The following is a 24,456-nucleotide window of genomic DNA, read 5'->3' as shown; positions in this document are numbered from 1 at the left end:
CTGCCTTGCTATGCTCAAAATTCCCATTCTTCTTCCGGTATTGGCCCTGGGCCTGCTGAGCGGCCGTGCCGCCTGGGCGCAGGACGATGCGCCGCGCCAGCTGGGGGCGCCGCCAGCCGTGCCTGCCCCGGCCAAACCACGCGTGGCCCCCGCCCCGCGCCAGCTCGATGCCGTGCCCGTGGCCCCGCCCGACACCGCCCGCCGGGCCACCGTGACCACGCCCCTGCCGGCCCCTATGCCCGCGCCGGCCCCCGTGTATCAGCCCACGCCCGCCGGCCAGCTGCCCGGCAATAATGCCCGCGCGGCCCGCTTCCAGGTGGGCCTGAAAAACGGGCTGGTGTACAGCGCCGGCGACGTGGAAACGAAAAACCCGCTGTTTGGCCACTCCTATCTGCTGCTGGACGGGCAGCGGCGGTTCGACCTGGCCGAGGTTGGTTTTTACGAAGACGAAACCGGCCACTACGTGCGCACCACGCTGCCCAACTCCTCGCGCGAGACCACGCTGCGGCGCGAGAAAACCGGCCGCATCAGCCTCTATTCCATTACTTCGACGCAGTATAGCTCGGGGCCGGGCGGCTTTGGCTACCCGGGGTATGGCTACGGCGGGTACGGCTATGGCTATGGCGGTTTTGGCGGCTACCCCTACGGCGGCTACCGCACCGTGAAAACCGAATACTTTTCCAAAGACAACGGCCCGATTCAGAACCTGAGCTCCAAAAACCTGCTGCTGGCCACCCAGGACAACGCCGGGGCGCAGCAGCTGCTGCTGGAGTCGCGGCGCTACCAGCAGCTCACGGTGGGCAGCTACGTGGTGGGCGGGGCGCTGCTGCTCTACGGCCTCACCCAGACGCTGCGGCCCGGGGTCAACGGCGTGTCGCCGATTACTTACCTGGCACTGCCGGTGCTTATCGTGCCCATTGTGCTGCAAAGCAAGCAGGCCAACAACCAGCGGCAGGCCATTGCGCTGTATAACGCGGGCGGGCGGTAGCATCCCCGAACAAGAAACAAGAAACAAGAAACAAGAAACAAGAAACAAGAAACAAGAAGGTACTGCGAACCCCAGCCGGCGGTTTGCAGTACCTTCTTTTATGCCTTCCTCCGTCGTTGTTGATGCTGATTTTGCTGTCCGTCAGGCCAAAGCCCTGCTGGTACACGCCCGCCTGTGTGCCGAGTACGGCGCCCCGTTCCGCTTTTTCAGCACCAAAGACCCGCTGAGCGAGCTGGTGAGTGCCCTGCTCTCGCACCGCACCAAAAACGCCGACTCGCACCGCGCCTACCAGGAGCTGCAGGCAACGTTTCCGACTTGGGAGGCCGTGCGCGACGCGCCCACCGAGGCCGTGCAGTACGCCATCCGGGCCTGCACCTGGCCCGAGCAGAAGGCCCCGCGCATTCAGGCGGTGCTGCGCGAAATCAGCGAGCGTTGCGGGTCCGATGCGCCGTGCTCGCTCGATTTCCTGGCCGATATGCCCGTTGCCGAGGCGCGGGCCTGGCTGGAAAGCATCAGCGGCGTGGGACCAAAAACCAGCGCGGCCACGCTGCTGTTCAGCACGCTGCGCATTCCGGCTATGCCCGTCGACAGCCACCACCACCGCGTGGCCCAGCGGCTGGGCCTCATCGGGCCGAAGGTGGGCGAAGGGCCGGCCCACAAGCTGCTCGAAGCCCTGCTGCCGCCCGGCTGGGACGCCCAGCAGGTGTACGACCACCACGAAGCCCTCATGTTCCATGGCCAGAAGTGCTGCTACTTTCATACGCCGGCCTGCGGGCGCTGCGTGGTGCTGGACCAGTGCCCTTTCGGGCAGGCGCGGCTGGGCAAAGCAGACATTCAGTAGCTTCTTTGGTGCGTTCAAAAAGCGGCCGTCAGCCTATCGGCTATGTTTTGGCTGCCAAACAATCCCCCACGCCAGTAATTAGCCTTCATGATTTTGCACCTGCGCGCCAAGCCCAACGCCAACGCAAATGCCCTGCAGTGGGCGGCCGACGGTAGCCTGGTAGTGCGGCTGAAGGCCCCCGCCCAAAACGGCAAAGCCAACGCCTGCCTGCTGGCGTTTCTGGCGGAGGTCTTCGGCGTGAGCAAGAGCTGCGTGGAGCTGCGGAGCGGCCACACTGCCCCGTTCAAGAAAGTGGAAATTGCCGGGGTGAGCGAGGCCGAGGGGCAGCGGGTGCTGGCCCGGCTGCGCGCATAAGGGCGGCGGGCATAGAACGGCGGCCCGCGTGCGCTAACTTTCCGTCCGGTTTTTCCTACCCCCTTCCCCACCGCTATGTCTGCCGACCTCCAGCCGCTGCTCGACGCCCTGCAATTTTCGCCCGACAACCTGCCCCTGCGCCAGCACCTGGCCCGCCAGCTCACTGCCGCCGGCCGCCACCAGGAAGCCGAAGCCATGTGCCGAGAGGGCCTGCGCCAGCACCCCACCGACGACGCCCTGCGCCTGAGCCTGGCCGAGGCGTACTTTGCCAACAACAAGCATTCGGCGGCCTTTGTGGTGGTGGAAGAGCTGCTGGACCAGAACGCCGGCCTGGCCGCCGCCCACCTGCTGCACGCCCGCCTGCTGCTGGCCGCCCATCAGCCCACCGAAGCCCGCGAAGCCTACACCCACGCCTTGGAACTCAACCCCGGCCTGGCCGACCGCGACCTGGGCCAGGCGCTGGAAGCCGCCGCACCGGCCCCGCGCGTGCCCGCCGGCGGCTACTCGCCGGCCCCCGCTCCGGACGCCGACGAGCCCAGCGCCCAGGCCAAGCTGCTGGGCCTGGAACGGCCGAAAATCAACTTCGCCGACGTGGGCGGCATGGAGGCGGTGAAGGACGAAATCCGGCTCAAAATCATTCATCCGCTGCAATTCCCGGACCTGTATAAGGCGTATGGCAAGGCCAGCGGCGGCGGGCTGCTGCTGTACGGCCCGCCCGGCTGCGGCAAAACCCACCTGGCCCGCGCCACGGCCGGCGAGGTGCAGGCCAGCTTCATCAGCGTGGGCATTGCCGATATTCTGGACATGTGGCTGGGCAACTCGGAGAAAAACCTGCACCAGCTGTTCGAGCTGGCCCGCAGCCAGGCCCCGTGCGTGCTGTTTTTTGACGAGGTGGACGCCTTGGCCGCCAACCGCCACGACCTGCGCCAGAGCGCCGGCCGCACCGTCATCAACCAGTTTCTGGAGGAGCTGGACGGGGCCACGCGCTCCAACGAAGGCGTGCTCATCATGGCCGCCACCAACGCCCCCTGGCACCTCGACCCCGCCTTCCGCCGCCCCGGCCGCTTCGACCGCATTACGCTGGTGACGCCGCCCGACGAGCCGGCCCGTGCTGCCATTCTCGACATCCTGCTGCGTGGCAAACCGCTGGCCCCCGGCGTGAACACCACGGCCGTAGCCGCCCGCACCGCCGGCCTGAGCGGCGCCGACCTGATGGCGCTGGTGGACGGCGCCGTGGACGTGTGCCTGCGCGCCTCCATGCGCAGCGGCCGCCCCCTGCCCATCGAGCAAAGCCACCTGCTCGACGCCGCCAAGCTGGTGAAGCCCAGCACCAAGGAGTGGTTTGCCACGGCCCGCAACTACGCGCTGTACTCGAACGAGGGCGGGCTCTACGACGACATTCTGGTGTACCTGGGGGTGAAGAAGCCGGGGGACAGCTAATCTACATGGCTACGCTGCAACCGCTGAACGCCCGCAATCAGGAAATCGACCGCGCCTGGCAGCTGCTTAAACTGCACCGGCCGGCATTGGCTTTGTCAGTTTGCGCGCGTTTACTGGCACAAAACCCGGCCAATGTATCGGCCCTTTTGGCGAAGACTGAAGCATTGTGGCAGCTCAAGCGGTTTTCAGAAGCTGCCATGACGGCCCGTGAGGCTGTGGCCCACGCCCCGGCCTCGGCATTGCCCTATTACTACTGGGCGCGGATGCTGGGAGCGCAAGGAGTCTTGTACGATGCCGAAGCGGCTGCGCGAAATGCCATCCAACTGGCGCCAAGCAATGCGGAATATTGGGGGCTGTTGGCTCAACTGCAGTGCATGCTGCGCCAACCGCGCGAAGCCCTTGCCAGTGCCAACGAAGGCTTAGCGTTGAATGCCCGGCATGTAGGCTGCCTGCTGTGGCGGGCGGTGGCATCGGAAAGAACCGGCAATATATCCTTGGCTGAAGAAGGTTTCCAGGAGGTATTGCGCTTAGCTCCCACGGATGCCCAAGTGCATGCTCTGCGCGGCCAAACCTTACTGCAACGCCCCGAGCCGCAAGCAGCCAGTTGGTATTTGGCCGAAGCCTTACGCCTGGACCCAACGCGCTACGAGTTGATGCCGCTACTGCGCCAGGCGCGGCGCTGGCAGCATTGGCCAAAATGGATGGTGCAGAGGCATCAACGAATGCGGAAGAATTGGTACCAGGAACGCTATCTGGGATATGCTGATAGCAGCACGGCGCTGCTATTATTGTTTTTCCTCCCCATCAGCTGGTTGCACAACCGGCACGACCCCCTATTTCAGTCGACCCCGACGCAGGTCTGGCGGCGCTGGCTGGGCTTGTGGGTATCCCTCCCGCTATTGGCTCTGGCCATTCTCTTTTTAGCCGATTGGCTGGGCTGGGTCGATACAAGCCGGCCATTCAGCATGCCGCAAATGGTAGGCTTGCTGATTGGTGGAAGCTTATTCTACCTGGTTATCCTTCTGCTAAAAAGGAAAATTGATTCCACGCTTTCCCCGTAGCGCCACGCTCCCACCACCATGAATAATTCCGACACCGACTACCTCCCCCGCGTGCAGCTGCTGCTGAGCCAGCAGCGCCATGCCCACGCGGCGCAGGAGCTGCGCCGCCAGCTCACCCACGACCCGCACGATGCCGTGGCCCACGCCCTGCTGGCCGTGTGCCTGCTGGAGCAGGAGCAGCTGGTCGAAGCCCAGTCCGAAGCCGAGCTGGCCATTCATCTGGCGCCTGAATACGACTTTGCGTTCTACGCGCTGGCCCTGATTGAGCACCGGCAGCACCGCCCCAAAGAGGCGCTGGCCGCCATCAACGAAGCCCTGGCGCTCGACCCCAACGACGCCGACTACTACCACCTGCTGGGCCAGCTGCGCCTGCAAAGCGGGCAGTGGCAGGCCGCCCTGCAGGCTGCCCAAACCGGCCTCGGCCTCGATGCCGAACACGCCGGGCTGCACGGCCTGCAGGCCCGCGCCCTGGCCCGCCAGGGCCGCTCCGACGAGGCCGGCAGTGCCGCCCGCTCGGCCCTGAGCTACGCAGCCAGCAGCAGCAGCACCCAGGCCCAGGCCGGCTGGGTCGCCCTCGAAACCAACCGCCCCAAAGAGGCGCTGGAGCATTTCAAAGAGGCCCTGCGCCTCGACCCCGAATCGGAGTTTGCCCGCGAGGGCCTGGTGGAGGCGCTGAAGGCCCGCTACTGGGTTTACCGCACGTTTATGCGGTTTGTGTACTGGTCGGGCACGCTCAGCGACGGGGTGCGGCGGGGCATGTTTCTGGGGGCTTACGTGGTGGTGCGCTTTGTGCCGCTGCTGCTACCCGTGTACCTGGTGTTCGTGTTCATGAGCTGGTTTTCGGACGTCATTTTCGAGAGCCTACTGCGCGTGAGCGCCTACGGCCGGCTGGCCCTGAGCGAGCGGCAAACGCGGCACTCCAATCAGTTTCTGGGGCTGCTGGCGGTGGCGCTGGCAGCCTTGGGCCTCCGGCTGGCGGTGCCCGCCCTGCCCGGCTCCGGTGCGCTGGGCCTGGTGGCCCTGGGGCTGCTGTTCCCGCTGGCGGGCACCTGGCGGCTCCCGGCCGGCACTCCGGCCTGGCAGCGTTCGCGCTGGGCGGGCTTCGGGCTGGCTGCCGTGGGCCTGCTGAGCGTGGCGCTAAGCATGCTGGGCATCGACGGCCACGGCCCCGCCTTCAGCGTCTTCCTCATTGGTACGCTGATTTATACTTGGGTTTTTGCCCTGCGGTAGCCGCTACTTCTTCCGCTTCCAGCGGTAGTAGCTCCGGTACCAGGGGGCGGTTTTCTTGAACAGGCTGCCGGCAGTTTCGTTGGGAAACATGTTCACCCGGAATACCTGCATCCGGTCGTCCTCCAGGTGCATTCCGCCCGTGTCGGTGGCTACGCCGAAGGCAAAGCCGGCAGCGCGCACGGCCGCTTTCACGGCTTCGCTGAGGTCGCCGTAGGGATAGGCAAAGCTCACCACACGGGTGTGCAGCGTGGCTTCGAGCGCCGTTTTGCTGCGCTGAATTTCGGCGGTGGCTTCGGCCAGCGGCAGGGTGGCGAGGCGGGGATGCGACATGGTGTGAGCCCCGATTTCCCAGCCAGCGGCCACGAAAGCGCGCTTTTGCTCGGCATCCATGATTTCGGAGCGCGGCTCGCCGGGGTCGGAGTCGGCATCCCATTTATTGTAGCGCACGTCGAAATCGCCGAGCAGGTAGAGCACGCCCCGGTAGCCGTATTGCTGCATCAGGGGCAGCAGGTTGGTGTAGTTGTCGGTATAGCCGTCGTCGAAGGTGAGGATGATGGGGCGGGGCGGAAAATCGGCCAGCGGCCGCTCGCCGCTGGCAAACGCCAGGTAATCGGCGAAGGTGATGGGCGTGAGCCCGCGCTGTTTGAAGTAGGCCAGGTGCTTCGCAAAATTCTCCTGCGTGACGTAAATCTGGTGCTTGGTGACCAGCGGCGCGTCGGGGATTTTGTGGTACATGAGCACCGGAATGAAGCCCGGCAACGCCTTGCGCATGCGGGCAGCCTGGTAGGTTTCGAGCACGCGCGCCGCCACCGTGGCCAGGTTGTAGCGCGCCCGCACCTGCTGGCGCAGGGCCGGCGCCACCGGCTGCGGTGCCTGCAGAAATGCCCGCGCATCGGCCAGCACGGCCGCATAATCAACTTCTGAAGACGTTTGCCGGGCCGCGATATCGCCGAAATTGGAAGCGGCCGCCGTGGCAAACGTAGCTTCCGTCACCAGGCCCGCGTAGCAGGCCTCGCCCAGCGCCAGCACGGCCCGGCCCGCGCCCAGCGCCTCGATGGCCACGCGCCCCGCGCCAACCACCAGACTGGTGCGGGCCAGCCAGCCGGCCACGTCTTTGGTGAAGCCGACGACTTCGATGCGCTCATCGAACTCGGCCTGCAGCTGCGCCAGGGCCGTTTTGCCGGCGGCCGGCATGTGCTCCAGCTCGCCGCCGATGAGGGCTAGCCGCAGCGTCGGAAACCCGCGCAGCAGCGCCGGAAACACCTGCTGCAGCAGCGCCGCCGCCCGCTCGCCCTTGCCCCCGTTGAAGCGCCCGATAAACGCGATTCTTAATTTCTCATCAGGCGCAACTTTTAATTCCTCATTATCAAAGACAACGCCGTTCGGGATTTCCACGATTTTGGCGGGATTCATCTTCACCTCCGCTATCAGGTGCTCGCGCAGGTTGCCGCAGATGGCAATAACGGCATCGCCGTAGATGTCGAACAGCGAGGTGGACGGGTGCAGGTGCTGGCGGCCGTGCACGGTGCTCACCAGCGGCACCTTCAGGCCGCGCAGGGCCACGTAGCTCACCCAGCTGGCCGCCCGCGAATGGGCGTGCACCACGTCGATGCGCGCGGTCTGGATGAGCTGGCGAATAAGCCGGACGTTGCGCAGGCGCTGGCCGTAGCGCCGGTTGCCGATGGGCGCCTGCACCTGGGTGGCGCCGGTGGGCAGCTGGTCGGAGTCAGAAATCAACCATACCTGGTGGCCCTGGGCGCGGTGAGCTTCGGCCAAGGCCACGGCGTAGGCCACGGACCCCGCAAAAAACTCAGCCGATAAAACGTGGAGAATACGCATGGCGCAAAGGTATTGCCCGGCCAAAGGTTGGGCGTGCGGGCACCGTGCGAAAGCGGCAGCCGGGTGCTTTCAAAAAAATATGCTTTATTGAATATTTGCTCAGCGCTGCGCGCTAAAGTATAGGCCCGCACATTATTTTTGGAGCATGACAATCTGCTGGCCACCGCGCTTACTCACGCTCGTGTTTCTGGTGACTGCGCCGGCCTGCCACCGTGCCCCCTACCGCTACCAGCCGCTGCCCGCGGCATCGGCTTCCACCGCCGGTTCGGAGGCCGCGCCGCAGCTGCTGTTTCTGTCGTTTCGGATGAGCACGGCCACCAACGGCACCCACCAGCTGGAGCCGCTGATGCTGAAAGCCACGCCCGGCCAGGTGAGCCCCCTGGCCGACGACGAGGACGTGTCCGGCCCGTCTTACCTGCTGCTCACGCAGTTGGATGCGGCCAGTGCGCCCTGCGGCCCGGCCCGAAAAGTGGCTCATCCGCTGGTGCAGGATGTGGAGGCCCCGGCCGCCCCCGGCACCGGGGCCATGCAGCGCCACACCGTCACGCTGCCCCAGGCCGAGTTTTTTGTGCGGCTGGCCCGCCAGCCCCAGGCCCGCGCCGTGCGGCTGGAAGAGGTAGGGCCGGACGCTGTGCATCCTGTTTCCGTCACCTTCCCACTCCCTAACTAGCGATTCCCATGAAAAAAATTTTACTGCTGCTGAGCTGCGTGCTGCTGCTGGCCCTGCCGGGCCGGGCGCAGGTTTTCCCGGTTGATACCCTCATCAAAAACGGGCCCCTGAACAACCGCATCAACCTGGTTTTTGTGGGCGATGGCTACCAGGCCAGCGAGATGACCACCTACCTGGCCGATGTGAACCGGGCGGTGTCGGCCATTTTCCAGCAGCCGCCGTTTTTGCAGTACCGGCAGTATTTCAACGTGTTTGCCATTCGGGTGACCTCGGCGCAGAGCGGCACGAAGCACCCGCGCACGGCGGCCGACTGCAACACGGCCCCCAACTTCGGCATCACCAACCCCACCACGTATTTCAACACCACGTTTGACTCGGGCAACATTCACCGCCTGATTGTGACCGGCGGGCAGAGCGCCCTGGCCTCGGTGCTGGCCGCCAGCTTTCCGCAATACACCAAGGCCATTGTGATGGCCAACAGCCCGGAATACGGCGGCTCGGGCGGCTCCATCATCACGATGACGGCCAACAGCAACGCGCCGGAGGTGATGATTCATGAGATGGGCCACACCTTCGGCACGCTGGCCGACGAGTATTGGGCCGGCCCGCAGTACGCCGCCGAGAAGCCCAACCTGACCCAGCCGGCCGTGGTGATGCCCCTGCGCTGGCAGAGCTGGGTGGGCACCAACGGCGTGGGCACTTATCCCTTCAACGGCACCGGCGAAGACCCCACCTGGAGCCGCCCGCACCAAAACTGCAAGATGCGCTACCTGGGCTCGCCGTTCTGCAGCGTCTGCATCGAAACCCTCATTGAACGCACCCACGCCGGGGCCCGGGGCCTGCAGAACTACGCCCCCGCCAACACCACCATCACCAACCCTACGCAGCCCGTCACCTTCAGCCTCGACCTGCTGCAGCCCAGCCCCAATACCATGCGGGTGCTCTGGAAGCGCGACGGCGTGGTCTTCAACAAGAACCTGGCCTCGGTGCGGGTAGCGCCCAGCCTGCTCACGGGCGGCGCGCACGTCATTCGGGCCGAAGTGGTGGACACCACGGCCCTGAGCCACAGCGCCAGCCACACGGTGCTGCACCGCTACATTGTGGAGTGGAACGTGCAGAACACGGTGACCGGCACCAGGCTCGACGCCCGCACGGCCGAGTATAAGATTGAAACCTACCCCAACCCGGTGACGGACGTGCTGAACCTGACCTATACCCTCTCGCGCGCCACCGACGTGCGCCTGGTGGTGCTGGATGCCGCCGGCCGCCGCGTGAAAACCCTCACCAAAGCCCGCCAGGCCGCCGGCCAGTACGACTACCAGCTGCGCACCGAGGAGCTAGGGATTCGGCAGGCCGGGACGTACACCCTGCTGGTCGAGATTGACGGCCTGCCCACCACCCGCCAGCTGGTGAAGCTGTAGCACCGGGGTGCGGGGCGCGGAGGGGCCGGCTACCGGCGCCGTGCCAAACAGTTGCTGCCGCAGGGCCTCATCCTGCTGATACACATCGGGGTAGAAGCGCAGCTGGCCGGCCACCACGGCGCAGGTGGCGTAGCGCACGTGCAGCGGCATGGGCCGGCGCAGGGCGTAGCGGCGCGGGCGGGGCGCGGCTTCGGCCGTGCCTTCGGGGGGCAGGGCGGCTTGGGTGCTGTCGGCCCCGAGCAGAAAGGTGGCCAGCCGGCGCGGGTGCTCCAGCCGGATGCAGCCGTGGCCCAGGGCCCGGTAGGCCAGCGCAAAGTCGCGGGGCCGGGAGGTGGCGTGCAGGAAGATTTCGTAGGGGTTGGCGAAGCGGAAGATGGCCGTGCCCAGCGCGTTGCCCTTGCCCGGGCTTTGCCTGATGGTGTAGGTAAACCGCTCGGGCCGCACCTCCCACCAGTCCACGCTGCGGGCGTCCACCGGCTCGCCCTGGGCGTTGTAGATGACGTAGTTATTCGCCTTTGCGAAGCCGGGATTTTCGCGCAGCCTGGGCAGCAGCTCCTGCGAGGCAATGCTGTAGGGCACGCGCCATTCGGGGGTGAGGGTGAAGGCCCGGAGCTGGCTGCTGAGCGTGGGCGTAGGGCTTTCGGGCTTGCCGATGACGAGGCGGTGGGTTTGGACTACCTGGCCCCGGTGCACCACTTCGAGGGCGTAGGCGGGCAGGTTTACCAGCACGTAGTCGGAATCGGGGGCAGGAATGGCCTGCCAGCGCCAGCGCTCCAGCGTCAGGGCCAGCTGCTGGGCGCGGCGGCGGTGGGCCAGCGAGTCGGGCCCGGCCGGCCGGTGCCGCCAGCGCGCCAGCGCCTGCTGCAGCAGCTGGTACTCGCGCTGCCGGGGCTGGCAGCGCAGCAAAGCGGGCGCAAAATCGGGCGCAGCCAACGCCCCGGCCACCCACGCGCCGGCCTCGAACAACGAATCCGGCTTTTCCAGCGGCGAAGGCGTGTACTCGCGCAACTGGCCCCGGTGCAGGTGCCGGGCAAACCGCAGCAAGCCATCGGTCAGCAGCCCCTCGAAGCGGGCCTGCCGAACGAAGCGGCGGGTCCGGTTGGTATCGGGCTGTGCCAGCAGGGCGGCCAGGGCGCGCAGGGCCGGCGCGTGGTAGCTGGCCGGCCGGAGGCCAAAGTCTTCGGCCTGCAGCAGCAGCACGAGGGCCGTTGCTCCGGTAGCGCTGGGCTTTTGGCCGGCGCTCCAGGCCGGCGCGAAGGCCCGGCGCGCGTAGAACGCCCGGGTGGCGCGGAGGTCGTGCCAGCGCAGCGGGGGCCGGCCGGCCGGGGCCACGGTATCGTTCAGCAACGCCTGCAGGTGCGCGGGCAGGGAATCCGGCAACGCCCCGCCGACGGCAATCGGCGGGGTTGCTACCGGCAGTGGGTCAGTGTTCCGCGGCGGGACTGCGGCGGCCTGCACCAGCCATACGGCCAGCGACAGGCACCCAATAAGTTGCATGACAGGGTGGGATGAGTAAGGGTTCGCTCATAAAATCCGTTGGAAAGCTACTTGGCTCCGCTGAAGAAGCAGGCCCCGGCCGGGGCGTTTTTCGGCAGATTGCGCGGGTCGTTTACTCGCGGGGCTTCGCCCTGGCGCACAGGGACTAAGGCCATCATTGGGCTTACTTAAATATACGATATTCAGGCGAACTTCCGGCCGCCGGTCAGCCGGAAATCAGCGGCTCGTTATTGGTGCTGCTCCCTTTGCCCCAGCCGCCGCTGGAATGCCGCCAGAAACAGCCCCACGTGGTAGCCATCGCCGAGGCCGTGGTGCAGGTTGACGGAAACGGGCATTTGCAGCGTACTGCCTTCGGCGAAGACCTGGCCGAAGGATATTTTGGGGCAGCTGTCGGGGTGCGAGAAGCTGCGGGCGTGCGTGAGCCCGGTGAAGCGCACCCACGGCAGGGCCGAGCAGTGCACCACGTCGGGCCGGGCGGTAGCGTCGTTCAGGCGCAGGCCGGTGCTGGCCTGCACGGCCGCTATTTCGGCCGTGGCGGCGGCAATGAAGCCGGCCAGCGTGTCGTTTTGTTCGATGAAGGAAAAGGCGAACGTGTGGTCGGGCCGGCCGAGGGTGGCGCTGGCGTGAATGCGGTCGTAGCAGTAAACCTGGCCGTTTTCGATGCGGTAGCGGAACGCCTCGACTTCGTTGGCCGCCTCCAGGGCATGGTAGAGGTAGTAGCCGAAAAACGACACGCCCAGCCGCCTGGCTTCGGCCTGGGCGGCCGTGCAGTCCACGTTGGCTACCAGGCCGAAAAAGGGTTCTTCAAAAGCCGAGAAGAAGGCAAAATGCTCGCGGCGGGGCCAGGTTTCGAGGTCAATCAGGTGCTTCATGGCGGGCAAAGGTCGGTAGCTTTGCGGCGTTGCCGGGGTAGGGTGCGGGGCTTGCCCCCGCCCGCCGTTCGCGCCGCCACAATAATTCCGCTCAACGACGGGCGGGGGCAAGCCCCGCACCCTACCCATGCCGACTCAAACTTTCATCGCCTTCGACGCCGACGACACGCTCTGGCCCTGCCAGCCGCACTACGACCATGTGGAAGCCCAGCTGCTCCGCATTCTGGGTCACTACGCCGATACCGCCACCCTCAACGCCCGGCTCTACGACGTGCAGCGGGCTAATATGCGGCTGTTTGGCTACGGGGCCAAGTCGTTTATGCTGTCGATGATAGAAACCATCATTCAGGTTTCGGGCGGCGCGGTGACGGGGTCCGAAATTCAGCAGATTCTGGATTTGGGCAAGGACCTGCTGCGCTTCGCCATCGAGCCGCTGCCCGACGTGGCAGCGGTGCTCACCGAGCTGAAGCGGCGCGGTCACCAGCTTATCCTCCTGACCAAAGGCGACCTGTTCGACCAGGAAAGCAAGATTGCGCGTTCCGGCCTGGGCGACTTTTTCGACTACGTGGAGATTGTGAGCGAGAAGGACGTGCCTACGTATCGCCGGCTCTTCGCCCGCCTCGGGGCCACGCCCGAGAACTTTGTAATGATTGGCAACTCGCTGAAATCCGACATTCTGCCGGTAGCGAAGCTGGGCTTCCCGGCCGTGCACGTGCCCTACCACGCCAACTGGATTCACGAGCACGTGCCGGCCGAGCAGCTGGCGGGCGTGGAGTTCCGGGCCGTGGAGCGGCTGCGCGAGGTGCTGGATTATGTTCGGTAACACCACCACGCGCCCGTGAAGAACTGGACCGACCTGCGCTACCTGCTGCACGGCACCCGCCGGCAGAAACGGGCCTACGGAGTGCTCCACTCCTGCGGCCTGTGGCCGACGCTCGCGGCTTTCGGCCCCGTTTTAGCCGGCACCATCCCGCTCGGCATTGACGTTGCGGGCAGCGACCTGGACGTGCTGTGCGAAGTCAGCCCGGCCGATGAGCAGCGGTTTGCGGAGCTGCTGCAAACGCATTATGGCCGGCGCCCCGGCTTCCGGCTGGCGCGGCTGGCCGTTGGGGGGCAGGCGGCCGTTGTGAGCAGCTTCCGGCATCGGGGCCAGGAAATCGAGGTGTTCGGGCAAGCGGTGCCCACGGCGCAGCAGAACGGATTTCGGCACCTGCTGGTGGAGGATGCGGTGCTGCGAGCGGGCGGCGAAGCGTGGCGGCGGGCCGTGCGGCAACTCAAAAAGCAGGGCCTGAAGACGGAGCCCGCCTTCGCCCGGCTGCTGCGGCTGCCGGGCAATCCGTACGAGGCGCTGCTGACGCTGGAGGGAAAGTCGGCGGCCGAAATCCGCGCATACCGCCTGTAAAGCATCGCCCTGATATTTAAGCCATGAAAAAAGCACCCGATACCGAAGCCATCTACCAGGCCATTTTCGACCTCGTGCGCAGCATTCCCGCCGGCCGCGTCAGCAGCTACGGGGCCATTGCCCAGGCGCTCGGCCTGAAATCGGGCGCCCGGCTGGTGGGCCGCGCAATGGGCCACACCAGCGGCCAGCAGCCGGCGGTGCCCGTGCAGCGCGTGGTGAGCAGCACCGGCGCCCTGAGCGGCGACAACGGCTACCGCCGGCAAAAGCTGGAAGCCGAAGGCATCACGGTAAAAGGCGACCGGGTAGTGGATTTCAAGCGACTGTTCTGGGACCCGCTGCAGGAGCTGGAGGCTTGACGCAGCCCGCAAAATATTGCGCTTCACCTACCGTTACCTCGCGCAACGCTGGCGCTTTTCTGCTACCTTCCGGCCACAATTCCACTCCTTCTTCCCATGCTGGCCCGTTACCGCTTTTTGCCCCTGCTGCTGATGCTGCTGGCGGCTGCCTCGTGCTCGAAAAAAACCGCTCAGGAACAGGCCGCCGAAACGGCCCAGACCGACGGCGACGAAATCGACCCCTACTCCAACCTGGTGTTCACCTTCGATGAAAAGGTGGTGGACGAGGGCCAACAAAACCGTTGGGATACCACGCGCTACGTTACGTTCTCGCCCAACATCCGCGGCAAATTCAAATGGACCGGCGACCGGGAACTGACGTTTTCGCCGCTGGAGCCCTTCCGGCCCAGCACCGTTTTCTCGGCTTCGCTGCGCCCCGAAACGCTGCCCAGCGACAAGCAGAAGCTGGCCCTGAACCGGCCCAAATTCCACACGCCCTACTTGGATATGGCCGCGCCGCAGGTGTTCTACGGCAGTTCGAAGCGGGCGGCGGGCACGGCGGAATTGAAGGCCAATCTGGTTTTCAACTATCCCGTGCGGCCCGCCGATGTGAAGTCGCGCCTGAAGGTGACGCAGGACGGCAAACCCGTGGCCGTGGAAGTCAACTCCGCCGAGCCGGATGCGCTGGTGGCCGTGACCTTCATGCAGGACGTGCGCCAGGGCTCGCCGGTCCAGATTGACATCGCGCCCGGCCTGCGCCCCGCTACCGGCACCAAAGCCACCGAGAAAACCCTCACCGCCCAGGCCGAAATTCCCGACCAGAGCCTGCTGGAAGTGCGCGAACTCACCGGCTCGCTGCTCAACGGCCAGCCGGTGGTGACGCTGCTGCTCAACCAGCCCGTGAATGCCTCCGATATTCAGCCCAACCTCACGGTGAAGCCCGCCGTGGCGTTTTCGGTAGAGGCGCTGGAAAGCGGCTTTGCGCTGCGCGGCGGGTTTGAGGTGGGCAAGACTTACCAGGTTTCGCTGGCGGCCGGCACGCGCGGCGCGCTGGGCGGCAGCTTGAATCAGGAATTCAGCCAGGCGGTTTCGTTTGGGGATGAGCGGCCGAGTCTGAGTTTCACCAGCAGCGAGAAGGCCATGTATTTGGATGCGCTGGGGAACCGGAATCTGGGCCTGCGCATCAACGAAGTGGCCAAGGTGAAGGTGACGATTGCGAAGGTCTACGCCAACAATATCCAGCAGCTGATGCGCGGCGAAAAGCAGTACGGCTACCCCGAATACGACGAGGACGAGCCCCGCGAATCGAATACCGACGAAAACGGCGACTACATCGACCGCAGCTTCCAATACTACGACACCGAGAATATCGGCAACATCATTTCGGAGCGCACTATTTCCGTCGATGCGCTGCCCAAGGAGGCCGGCCTGCGCTTGCTCAATCTCAACCTGAAAGACCTGGAATTTCAGGGGCCGATGAAGGGGATGTACGTCATTCGGGTGCAGGATACCGAGCGGCAGTGGCTGCAAGTGAGCAAGTTGGTGGCCGTCACGGACCTCGGCCTCATCGTGAAACAGGGCGCGACGGGCGGCACGGTGGTTTTCGCCAATTCCATCCGCACGGCCGAGCCGTTGAGCGGCGTGACGGTGAACCTCGTGAGCTCGAATAACCAGGTGATTGGCACGACGACGACGGACAAATCCGGCGTGGCGCAGTTCGATTCGGCGGCGAGCATGAAGCGCTTCACCCTGGGCATGATTACGGCGGTAAAGGATGCCGATTTTTCCTTTCTGGATTTGACCAAAAGCCGGGTTGAAACCTCGCGCTTTGAGGTGGGCGGGCTGACCTCGAACGCGGCGCATTACCAGGCGTTTTTGTACGGCGACCGCAACCTGTACCGGCCCGGCGACACGGTGCGGACCAACACCGTCATCCGCACCGAGGATTGGAAAAGTCCGCCGTCCGGCCTACCCATGAAAATCCGGCTGCTGCTGCCCAGCGGCAAGGAATACAGCAGCTTGCAGCAGAAACTGAGCGCGGCGGGCAGCTTCGAAAGCCGCTTCATTCTGCCGCCCACCATCATGACGGGCCTCTACACGATGGAGGTGCTGACCGGCAACGACGTGCTGCTGACCTCGCGCCAAATCAGCGTCGAAGAATTCATCCCCGACCGCATGAAGGTGACCGTGACGGCCGCGCCCAAAACCGTAAAACCGGGCCAGGACGTGACGGCCAGCATCACGGCCGTGAATCTCTTCGGCCCGCCCGCCGCCGACCGCAAGTTTGAGGTCGAATTCTCGCTCAAGCAGAAGTATTTCTCGGCCCCCAAATACCCCGATTACACCTTCACCATCAACAGCGGCGAAAAGCGCCGGACCACCAACGACGACGGCGAAGCCAGCGACAACGCCCTCACCTCGCGCTTCGAGAAAACCGTGCGCGAAGGCACCACCGACGCCGCCGGCCACGGCACGGCCGCCTACACCGTGCCCGATTTCCACGACCTCGGCACGCTCGAAGGCGTGGCCTTCGCCACGGTGTTCGACGAAACCGGCCGGCCCGTGAACCGCCTCGCCACCTTCGACGTGCAAACCCAGGCCACGATGTTCGGCATCGCCAACCTGCCCGACCTCATCAGCACCAAACAGGCCCTCACGGTGAAGCTGCTGGCCCTCACGCCGGCCGGCAAACCGACCTCGGCGCAGGCCGATATCAAGGTGGTGCGCAAGCTCTGGGAAACCGTGCTGGAGCGCCAGGGCGGCCGCTACGTCTACAATTCGCAGCAGCGCGACCAGGTGATTTTGAGCCAAAGCCGCGCCGTGGGGGCCGAAACCAGCTTCAGCTTCACCCCCATCTACTCGGGCGAATACGAGGTGCGCGTGAGCCGGCCGGGCGCCAGCAGCTACGTCACGCAGCGGTTTTACGCCTACGGCTACGGCGATACGCAGGCCAATTCCTTCGAGGTGAACAACGAGGGCGAGGTGACCATCGAGGCCGACAAGCCCAAGTACGCGCCCGGCGAAACGGCCAACCTGCTGCTGAAATCGCCCTTCGCCGGCCGCATTCTGGTAACGGTGGAGCGGGCCAACGTGCTCGACCATTTCTACGTGACCACCGACGGCAAGGCGGCCGAGGTGGAAATCCCCATCAAAGCCGAGCACGTCCCCAACGTGTACGTGACCGCCACCGCCGTGCGCGCCCACACTGCCCAGGACCGCCTGCCCCTCACCGTGGCCCGCGGCTTCCTGCCCCTGACCGTGGAAAAGGCCGATTCGCGCCTCGCCGTGGCCATTGCCGCGCCCGCCGCCAGCCGCTCCCAGACCTGGCAAACCGTGGAAATCACCACCGCGCCCCGCGCCCAGCTCACCCTGGCCGTGGTGGACGAGGGCATTCTCCAGCTCAAAAACTACCAGACGCCCGACCCGCACGCCTACTTCTACCAGAAACGGGCCCTGGAAGTATCGGCCTTCGACGTGTACCCCTTCCTGCTGCCCGAGCTCGGCACCAGCAGCAGCGGCGGCGACGCGGCCGACATGCGCAACCGCACCAACCCCGTGCCCAACCGCCGCGTGAAACTGGTCTCGAAATGGAGCGGCGTGCTCACCGCCGACGGCGACGGCAAAGTGCGCTACCGGGTGCGCGTGCCGCAGTTCAGCGGGGCGCTCCGCATCATGGCCGTGGCCTACAAAGACGATGCCTTCGGCTCGGCCGAATTCACGATGAAGGTGGCCGACCCAGTGGTGATTTCCACGGCGCTGCCCCGGTTTATGAGCCCCGGCGACACGATTGACGTGCCGGTAACGCTGACGAATACGACCAATAAAATCATTACTGGCAAGGTTCTCTTGAAACTTGGCAATTCGCATGAGTCTATTGAAGATAAAGTCCGTCTTCCTTTAAGAACGGTGTATACCAAAGCTGAATTAGAGACCATAGACCTCTCAACATTTAGAGGAGATGGACATGATATCAGCTTGCCTCCCAATGCTGAACGCAGAACTACCTTCAGAGTCACGGCTCTATCAATAGGCAACGATATTATTACCGTTGGCTTGATGACCAATAGCATCCCGCTTACTGGAAACGGTTTACGTGAAGAAATCGAAATGCCCGTTCGCCCGGCCGCCTCGCTCGAAAAGCGCACCGGCAGCGGCGTGATTGCCGGCGGGGCCACGCTCCCGCTCAACCTGAAAACCGATTTCCTGCCCACCTCGCTCAGCAGTAGGCTTGTCGTGAGCCGTTCGCCGCTCACGGAGTTCAGCAAGGATTTGCGCTACCTGCTGCAATACCCCTATGGCTGCCTGGAGCAAACCGTGTCTGCCGCCTTCCCGCAGCTCTACTACGCCGATTTGGCGGCCACTTTGCAGCAGAAAACCGGGGCCGCCGCCAAAGCCCAGCGCTACAACCCGAACTACCACGTGCAGGAAGCCATCCGCAAGATTGAGGCGATGCAGCTCTACAACGGCAGCCTGAGCTACTGGCCGGGCGGCGACTACGACAACTGGTGGGCCACCGCCTACGCCGCCCATTTCCTGCAGGAAGCCCAGCAGGCCGGCTTCGCGGTGAATAAATCCGTCCTCGACAAGGTGCTGAAATACCTGGCCTTCCGCCTCAAAAAGCGCGAAACCGAGCCCTACCAGTACTTCGACGTCAGCAACATTGCCCGCCAGCGCACCATCGCCAGTAAGGAAATCGCCTACTCGCTCTACGTCCTCGCCCTGGCCGGCCGCCAGGCCCCCGTGGCCATGAACTACTACCGCGCCAACCGCCCCCTGCTCACCGAGGATTCCCGCTTCCTCCTCGCCTGCACCCAGAGCCTGCTCGGCAACCAGCGCGCCTTCCGCGAGCTGCTGCCCACCAAGTTCGGCAGCGAACGAGCCGCCCGGCGCGCCCTCGACGGCTCGTTCTACTCCCCCATCCGCGACGAAGGCCTCATCCTCAACGCCCTCGTCAGCACCGACCCCAACAACCCTCAAATCCCCGGCATCGCCCGCCAGCTCAGCCGCCAGATGAAGCAGGCCTACTGGCTCAGCACCCAGGAAAGCGCCTTCGCCCTCCTCGCCCTCGGCAAAATAGCCCGCCAAAACGCCCGCAGCACCGCCACCGCCACCCTCTTCATCGACGGCAAACCCGCCGGCAAATTCGATGGCAAAGACCTCACACTACGCAACGTGGCCAACCGCAACGTCAGCATCCGCACCACCGGCAAAGGCAGCCTCTACTACTTCTGGGAAACCGAGGGCATCTCGGCCAGCGGCCAGGTGAAAGAAGAAGACGCCTACCTGAAAGTCCGCCGCCAGTTCCTGAACCGCGACGGCGTGCCGCTGGGCACCCCCAGCTTCCGTCAAAACGACTTGGTGGTGGTGAGAATTTCCATCGAAGCCGGCGACGCGGCCGGCGAAATCAAGAACGTGGCCATCACGGATTTACTGCCGGCCGGGCTGGAAATTGAGAACCCGCGCATTGGCGCGCTGCGCGAGCTGGCCTGGGCGAAGGACGCTTCAACGCCCGATTACCTGGACGTGCGCGACGACCGGATTAACCTGTTCACCACCGCCACGGGCGCGCCTAAGCACTTCTACTACTTGTGCCGCGCCGTGTCAAAAGGCACATTTAAGCTAGGGCCGGTGAATGCGGATGCGATGTATAACGCGGACTACCATTCTTATAATGGTGCGGGAACGGTGCGTGTGCAGTAGAGACGCATACTTGCGTCTCGTCGTTGAACGGCTACGTCCAGAACGATTTCCGACCGTGCCGTTCAACGACGAGACGCAATTATGCGTCTCTACACCGTTCAGCGAAACAGGCCTTCTTCACTAAATTGCTCATGCTTCCAGCGGGCCGGATTATTGGCGATGTAGTGCTGGATTTTCTTCAACTCAACATCATTTCGAACTATCCGGTCGTGGTAGCGACTCTGCCAGCCGAAAGCCAGCCCGTTTTGCTTCGCTAATGCACTAACGCCCGATTTAAAACCACGAATAACCGCTGCCAGATTATCACGCTGCGGCACAAAAGCATTTTGGTAATTCAATGGTGGCGTTTGCTCATCCGGCTTGTCAAATAATAGCAGACCATGAACGTGGTCGGGCATCACCACAAATGCATCGAGCGACACAAACGGAAACCGCGAAGGAATTTGCAGCCAGCAGTTTTGCGCGATTTGGGCTTGCGGTGAAGGATACAATTCGGCACTATTCCAATCCCCGGTCGGTAATATTATTTCTCCGAAATACCGAGTCCGATTGTGTGTACAAATCGTGACGAAATACATGCCGCTTTGGCCGTAATCATAACCAGCCCACCGGGCCGAGGCAATTCGAAACCGGTCATCAAATTTATCAGCCTCCATGTGTTTGTAGAGACGCATACTTGCGTCTCGTCGTTGAACGATTGGTATTGCGCCTTATAATGTTAGACCAAGTTCGGAATCTGTGGGTGCGTCGTTCGGTTCCAAGCCGTTCAACGACGAGACGCAAATATGCGTCTCTACTGCTCATTCCCATCCTCATCTTCGCCCTCGACCGCCTGTTCCCCCTGCCGCCCGCCCCGCGCTACTCCCCCATCGTGCTGGCCGCCGATGGCACCGTGCTCCACGCCTTCCTGAACCCCACCCAGAAATGGCGCATGAAAACCGAGCTGGCCGAGATAACGCCCGCGTTGCAGCAGGCCATTATCCAGAAGGAAGACCGGTATTTCCGCTACCATTTCGGCGTGAACCCGCTGGCGATACTGCAGGCGGCGGGCCGGAATACGTTCAAGAAAGGCCGCACCACCGGGGCCAGCACCATCACCATGCAGGTGGCCCGGCTGCTGGAACCCAAGGAGCGCACCTTCGGCAACAAGCTGCTGGAAATGCTGCGCGCCATGCAGCTGGAAGCTCATTACAGCAAGGCCGAAATCCTGCAGCTCTACCTGAACCTGGTGCCCTACGGCGGCAATATCGAAGGCGTGAAATCGGCCGCGCTGCTCTACTTCCAGCAGCCGCCCGACTACCTCTCCCTGGCCCAGACCGTGACGCTGGCCATCATACCCAACCAGCCGCGCGGGCTGGTGCTGGGCAAAAACAACGCCCGCATCGTGGCCGCGCGCAACCGCTGGCTGCGGCAGTTTCAGCAGCAGCATTTGTTTCCCAATCAGGACATTGAAGACGCCATCAACGAGCCGCTCGATGTGCAACGCCACGCCGCCCCCACGCTGGCCCCGCACCTGGCGCGGCGGCTGGTGACGCAGTTTCCCGGCCGGCCCATCATCCATTCCACGCTCCGGCGCAACCCGCAGGCCAAGGCCGAAGACCTGACCAAAAACTACGTGCGCCGCCTGCGCGAGCTGGGCATCACCCAGGCCGCCGTGCTGGTGGTGAACAACCGCACCCGCGCCGTGGAAGCCTACGTGGGCTCCGCCGATTTTGCCGATGCCGCCGGCCAGGGTCAGGTTGACGGCGTGCGGGCCATTCGCTCGCCGGGCAGCACGTTGAAGCCGTTTTTGTACGCGCTGGCGGTGGACAAGGGCATCGTGACGCCGAAGCTCAAGCTGCCCGATGTACCCACCAATTTCAGCGGCTTCCGGCCCGAGAATTTTGACAAAAGCTGCGCCGGCGAGGTCACCGTGGAGCGCGCCCTGACCTATTCGCTCAACATCCCGGCCGTGCGCGTACTGGCCGATGTGGGCGTGCCCGTCTTCACCGAAAAGCTGCGCGAAGCCGGTTTCAAAACGGTGGCCAAAAATGCGCCTTATCTGGGCCTGAGCACCATTCTGGGCGGTTGCGGTGCGACGCTGGAGGAGCTGACGGGGCTGTACGCCGCGCTGGCCGATGGCGGACGCTGGCGGCGCTTGAGCCTGACAGCACCCTCCACGTTCACCTCACCCCCGGCCCCTCTCCCGCGGAGAGGGGAGCCAGTCGTCCGCAAACGCAAGAAATCGTCAGGCTCCCCCCTCTCCGCGGGAGAGGGGGGCCGGGGGGGTGAGGTCCCGGCCGAACGACTCGTTTCCCCCGCCGCCGCCTTTCTCATCACCGACATCCTGGCCCAGCGCACCCGGCCCGACCTGCCGATGGGCTACCAGAACAGCCGCCACCTGCCCAAAATCGCCTGGAAAACCGGCACCAGCTACGGCCGCCGCGACGCCTGGAGCATCGGCTACAACCAGGACTACACCATCGGCGTGTGGGTGGGCAATTTCAGCGGGCAGGGCAGCCCGGCCCTGACGGGCGCCGACGTGGCCTCGCCCCTGCTCTTCGACCTGTTCAACACCCTGGCCTACAACTCGCCCAACCGCTGGGCCGTGCCGCCCGCCACGCTCGACTTCCGGCTGGTGTGCGCCGAAACCGGGCTGGTGCCCGGCGAGCACTGCCCCAATCAGCTGATTGATTACTACCTGCCGGGCACGTCCACGGCCCGGCGCTGCGAGCACCAGAAGGAGGCCCTGGTGTCGGCCGATGGCGCGGTGGCCTACTGCCGGGCCTGCGTGCCGGCGGCGGGGTTTCGGCGGCAGCTGTTTCCCAACCCATTGCCGGAGGTGCTGGCGTTTCGGGAGGCGCAGGGGCTGCCGGCGAGCCGCCTGCCGCCGCACAACCCGGCCTGCCAGCTGGTGCGCGGCCCCGACGGCGGCGCGGGCGCGGCCCTGGCCATCACCTCGCCCCTCGACCATGCCGAGTACGTGCTCGACCGCCGCGACAAGCAGCAGATGCTGTTGAGCTGCGCGGCCGGCAGCGAGGTGCGCCAGGTGTTCTGGTACGTGAACGACCGGTTTCTGCGGGCGGCGGCGGCTACGGAGCGGGTATTTTTCCGGCCGCCCAGCGGAACGGTGAAGATTTCCTGCGCCGACGACCACGGGCGCAACGTGGACATTCAGCTGTTGGTAGGTGAAATGTAGGGGTTTGTCTATGAAAGCGGCAGAATGCCGGACCACTGACGTTGCCTTCGTAACCTTTCAGCGAAATGGGTGTTAACGAAACTTGGTTTATATAGCTTTTACCAATGCGCCGGCCCCGAGGCCCCGCCTGATACCACTGGCTATGCGTGTGTTGCCCCTGTTTATCCACCTATGAAACGGACTCCATTGGCGTTAAAATCGCTGTTTCGATTACTCTTATTTGCTCCTTTCTACGCTTTCGCTCAACCTACCGCGCCCCCGCCCACATCTGGCAGCCTCACCCTGGCGCAGTGCCTGAATGTGGCCCTGGTGAATCAGCCGTTGGTTCGCCAGGCCATCATCGACCAGGAAATTACGAAGGCTTCGAACCAGATTGCGCTGTCGGCCTGGTTGCCGCAGGTGGGTTTCTCGGGCACGGCGCAGCACTACTTCCAACTGCCGTTCACCGTGTTTCCCGACCCCACGACGGGCGTTGCAACGCCGCGCCAGCTGGGGGTGCGCAACGTGACCACGCTGGGCCTGAGCGGCACGCAGGTGATTTACAACAACGACGTGAGCCTGGCCGCCCGCAGCAAGCGCTTCAACCTGCAGGCGTCGGAGCAGAACACGGTGAACCTGAAAATCAGCACCGTAACCAATGTGAGCAAAGGGTTTTACGACGTGCTGCTGGCCCAGCGCCAACTCGACGTGTACACCCAGGACATTGCCCGCCTGCAGCGCAACTACCGCGACGCCCGCGCCCGCTACGAGGCCGGCATCGCCGATAAAACCGAGTACCTGCAGGCCGAGATTTCGCTCAACAACTCGCTGGCCGGCCGCAAGCAGGCGCTCGAAGCCGTGAATGCCCGCATTGCCTCGCTGAAGCAGCAGATGGGCCTGGCCCCCGACCGCCCGCTGGCCCTGCAATACGACACGCTGAAGCTGGAAGCCGACGCCGTGGTGGATACCACCGTGGCCCTGGACCCCACCAACCGGATTGAGTTCCAGCAGCTCCAGACCGAAAAGCGCCTGCAGGACCTCACCGTCGATTATTACCGACTGGGCTTTCTGCCGTCGCTGTCGGCCTTTGCCAACTATAACTCGGTGTTTCAGAACAACAACGTGAGCGACCAGTACGCCACGCGCTTTCCGAACTCCTACACCGGCATTCAACTGGGGCTGCCCATTTTCACGGGCTTCCGCCGCACCCAGAACGTGCGCCGCGCCCGGCTGCAAAACACCCGCCTCGACGAGGACATCAGCAACACCCGCAACCAGATAAACACGGAATACGCCACGGCCCTGGCCACGTACAAAGGCTATTACACCGAATACCTGCTGGGCAAGCGCAACCTGGAGGCGTCGAAGGAAGTGTACGACGTCATCAACCTGCAATACCGCGAGGGCATCCGGGCTTACATCGACCTCATTGTGGCCCAAACCACCCTCCGCACCTCGCAGCTGAACTACTACACCGCGCTATTCCAGGTGCTGAGCAGCAAGGTGGACCTGTTGCGCGCCATTGGCCAGCTGCCCACGAACTACTAGCACTGCCAGGAGCGGGGGCTGGCCCCGCCCGCATCATTGACCGATACTCACAGCACGCCTCCGGCCGCGCCGGTGGGGACAAGCCCCGCCCCTATTTATTT

General features: G+C 64.5%; 18 protein-coding genes. 14 read left to right on the top strand and 4 right to left on the bottom strand.

Annotated features, from left to right (window positions below; translation table 11 throughout):
- Positions 1–10 precede the first annotated feature (10 nt).
- From ACYVHT_RS11355 to ACYVHT_RS11330, 6 genes are all read left to right on the top strand, one after another.
- Positions 11–988, top strand: coding sequence for a hypothetical protein (locus ACYVHT_RS11355; RefSeq protein WP_460551375.1), 978 nt, complete (start codon positions 11–13; stop codon positions 986–988).
- A gap of 100 nt (positions 989–1,088) precedes the next feature.
- Positions 1,089–1,829: an endonuclease III domain-containing protein gene (locus ACYVHT_RS11350; protein WP_460551372.1), complete on the top strand. Its 741-nt coding sequence runs from the start codon at positions 1,089–1,091 to the stop codon at positions 1,827–1,829.
- 87 nt (positions 1,830–1,916) lie between these two features.
- A complete protein-coding gene (locus ACYVHT_RS11345) occupies positions 1,917–2,183 on the top strand; it encodes a DUF167 domain-containing protein (protein WP_460551369.1) in 267 nt (88 codons plus the stop codon).
- Between the two features lie 75 nt (positions 2,184–2,258).
- Complete coding sequence (locus tag ACYVHT_RS11340) at positions 2,259–3,623, top strand: ATP-binding protein (protein ID WP_460551366.1); 1,365 nt, start codon at positions 2,259–2,261, stop codon at positions 3,621–3,623.
- A gap of 5 nt (positions 3,624–3,628) precedes the next feature.
- On the top strand, positions 3,629–4,684 hold the full coding sequence (locus ACYVHT_RS11335) for a tetratricopeptide repeat protein (protein WP_460551363.1): 1,056 nt from the start codon (positions 3,629–3,631) through the stop codon (positions 4,682–4,684).
- Positions 4,685–4,702: 18 nt separating this feature from the next.
- Positions 4,703–5,914, top strand: a complete 1,212-nt coding sequence (locus tag ACYVHT_RS11330) for a tetratricopeptide repeat protein (RefSeq protein WP_460551360.1) — start codon at positions 4,703–4,705, stop codon at positions 5,912–5,914.
- A 3-nt stretch (positions 5,915–5,917) separates the two neighbouring features.
- Here the strand turns inward: ACYVHT_RS11330 and ACYVHT_RS11325 are convergent, their stop codons facing one another.
- Positions 5,918–7,753, bottom strand: coding sequence for a polysaccharide deacetylase family protein (locus ACYVHT_RS11325; RefSeq protein WP_460551357.1), 1,836 nt, complete (start codon positions 7,751–7,753; stop codon positions 5,918–5,920).
- Positions 7,754–7,898: 145 nt separating this feature from the next.
- Between ACYVHT_RS11325 and ACYVHT_RS11320 the strand changes: the two genes are divergently transcribed.
- Both ACYVHT_RS11320 and ACYVHT_RS11315 read left to right on the top strand, forming a co-directional pair.
- Positions 7,899–8,423: a hypothetical protein gene (locus ACYVHT_RS11320; protein WP_460551354.1), complete on the top strand. Its 525-nt coding sequence runs from the start codon at positions 7,899–7,901 to the stop codon at positions 8,421–8,423.
- Between the two features lie 8 nt (positions 8,424–8,431).
- Positions 8,432–9,844 carry a M64 family metallopeptidase gene (locus ACYVHT_RS11315; protein ID WP_460551351.1) on the top strand — a complete coding sequence of 471 codons (1,413 nt, stop codon included), beginning with the start codon at positions 8,432–8,434 and terminating at the stop codon, positions 9,842–9,844.
- Here the strand turns inward: ACYVHT_RS11315 and ACYVHT_RS11310 are convergent.
- Positions 9,761–11,341, bottom strand: coding sequence for a L,D-transpeptidase family protein (locus ACYVHT_RS11310; protein WP_460551348.1), 1,581 nt, complete (start codon positions 11,339–11,341; stop codon positions 9,761–9,763). The two genes, ACYVHT_RS11315 and ACYVHT_RS11310, sit on opposite strands and share 84 nt — an antisense overlap.
- A 227-nt stretch (positions 11,342–11,568) precedes the next feature.
- Complete coding sequence (locus ACYVHT_RS11305; RefSeq protein WP_460551345.1) at positions 11,569–12,213, bottom strand: CatA-like O-acetyltransferase; 645 nt, start codon at positions 12,211–12,213, stop codon at positions 11,569–11,571.
- 127 nt (positions 12,214–12,340) lie between these two features.
- Here ACYVHT_RS11305 and ACYVHT_RS11300 point away from each other — a divergent pair, with 127 nt between their 5' ends.
- The 4 genes from ACYVHT_RS11300 to ACYVHT_RS11285 all read left to right on the top strand — a co-directional run bounded on the left by ACYVHT_RS11300 (position 12,341) and on the right by ACYVHT_RS11285 (position 19,650).
- Positions 12,341–13,036: an HAD family hydrolase gene (locus tag ACYVHT_RS11300; RefSeq protein ID WP_460551342.1), complete on the top strand. Its 696-nt coding sequence runs from the start codon at positions 12,341–12,343 to the stop codon at positions 13,034–13,036.
- Between the two features lie 15 nt (positions 13,037–13,051).
- Positions 13,052–13,615: a DUF4269 domain-containing protein gene (locus ACYVHT_RS11295; RefSeq protein ID WP_460551339.1), complete on the top strand. Its 564-nt coding sequence runs from the start codon at positions 13,052–13,054 to the stop codon at positions 13,613–13,615.
- A gap of 23 nt (positions 13,616–13,638) precedes the next feature.
- Entirely contained in the window at positions 13,639–13,971 is a 333-nt protein-coding gene (locus ACYVHT_RS11290) for an MGMT family protein (RefSeq protein ID WP_460551336.1), read from the top strand.
- Positions 13,972–14,067: 96 nt separating this feature from the next.
- Positions 14,068–19,650 carry an alpha-2-macroglobulin family protein gene (locus ACYVHT_RS11285; protein ID WP_460551333.1) on the top strand — a complete coding sequence of 1,861 codons (5,583 nt, stop codon included), beginning with the start codon at positions 14,068–14,070 and terminating at the stop codon, positions 19,648–19,650.
- Positions 19,651–19,748: 98 nt separating this feature from the next.
- On the opposite strand, the gene ACYVHT_RS11280 is transcribed toward ACYVHT_RS11285, so the two are convergent.
- A complete protein-coding gene (locus tag ACYVHT_RS11280) occupies positions 19,749–20,324 on the bottom strand; it encodes a transposase (protein ID WP_460551330.1) in 576 nt (191 codons plus the stop codon).
- 41 nt (positions 20,325–20,365) lie between these two features.
- Between ACYVHT_RS11280 and pbpC the strand changes: the two genes are divergently transcribed.
- Positions 20,366–22,828, top strand: a complete 2,463-nt coding sequence (gene pbpC, locus ACYVHT_RS11275; protein ID WP_460551327.1) for a penicillin-binding protein 1C — start codon at positions 20,366–20,368, stop codon at positions 22,826–22,828.
- Between the two features lie 171 nt (positions 22,829–22,999).
- Entirely contained in the window at positions 23,000–24,355 is a 1,356-nt protein-coding gene (locus tag ACYVHT_RS11270) for a TolC family protein (RefSeq protein ID WP_460551324.1), read from the top strand.
- Positions 24,356–24,456: the final 101 nt, after the last annotated feature.

It is taken from the genome of Hymenobacter daeguensis, from assembly GCF_054780555.1.
Note: the sequence above shows the minus strand (reverse complement) of the source record. Positions and strands in the feature narration are given on the sequence as shown.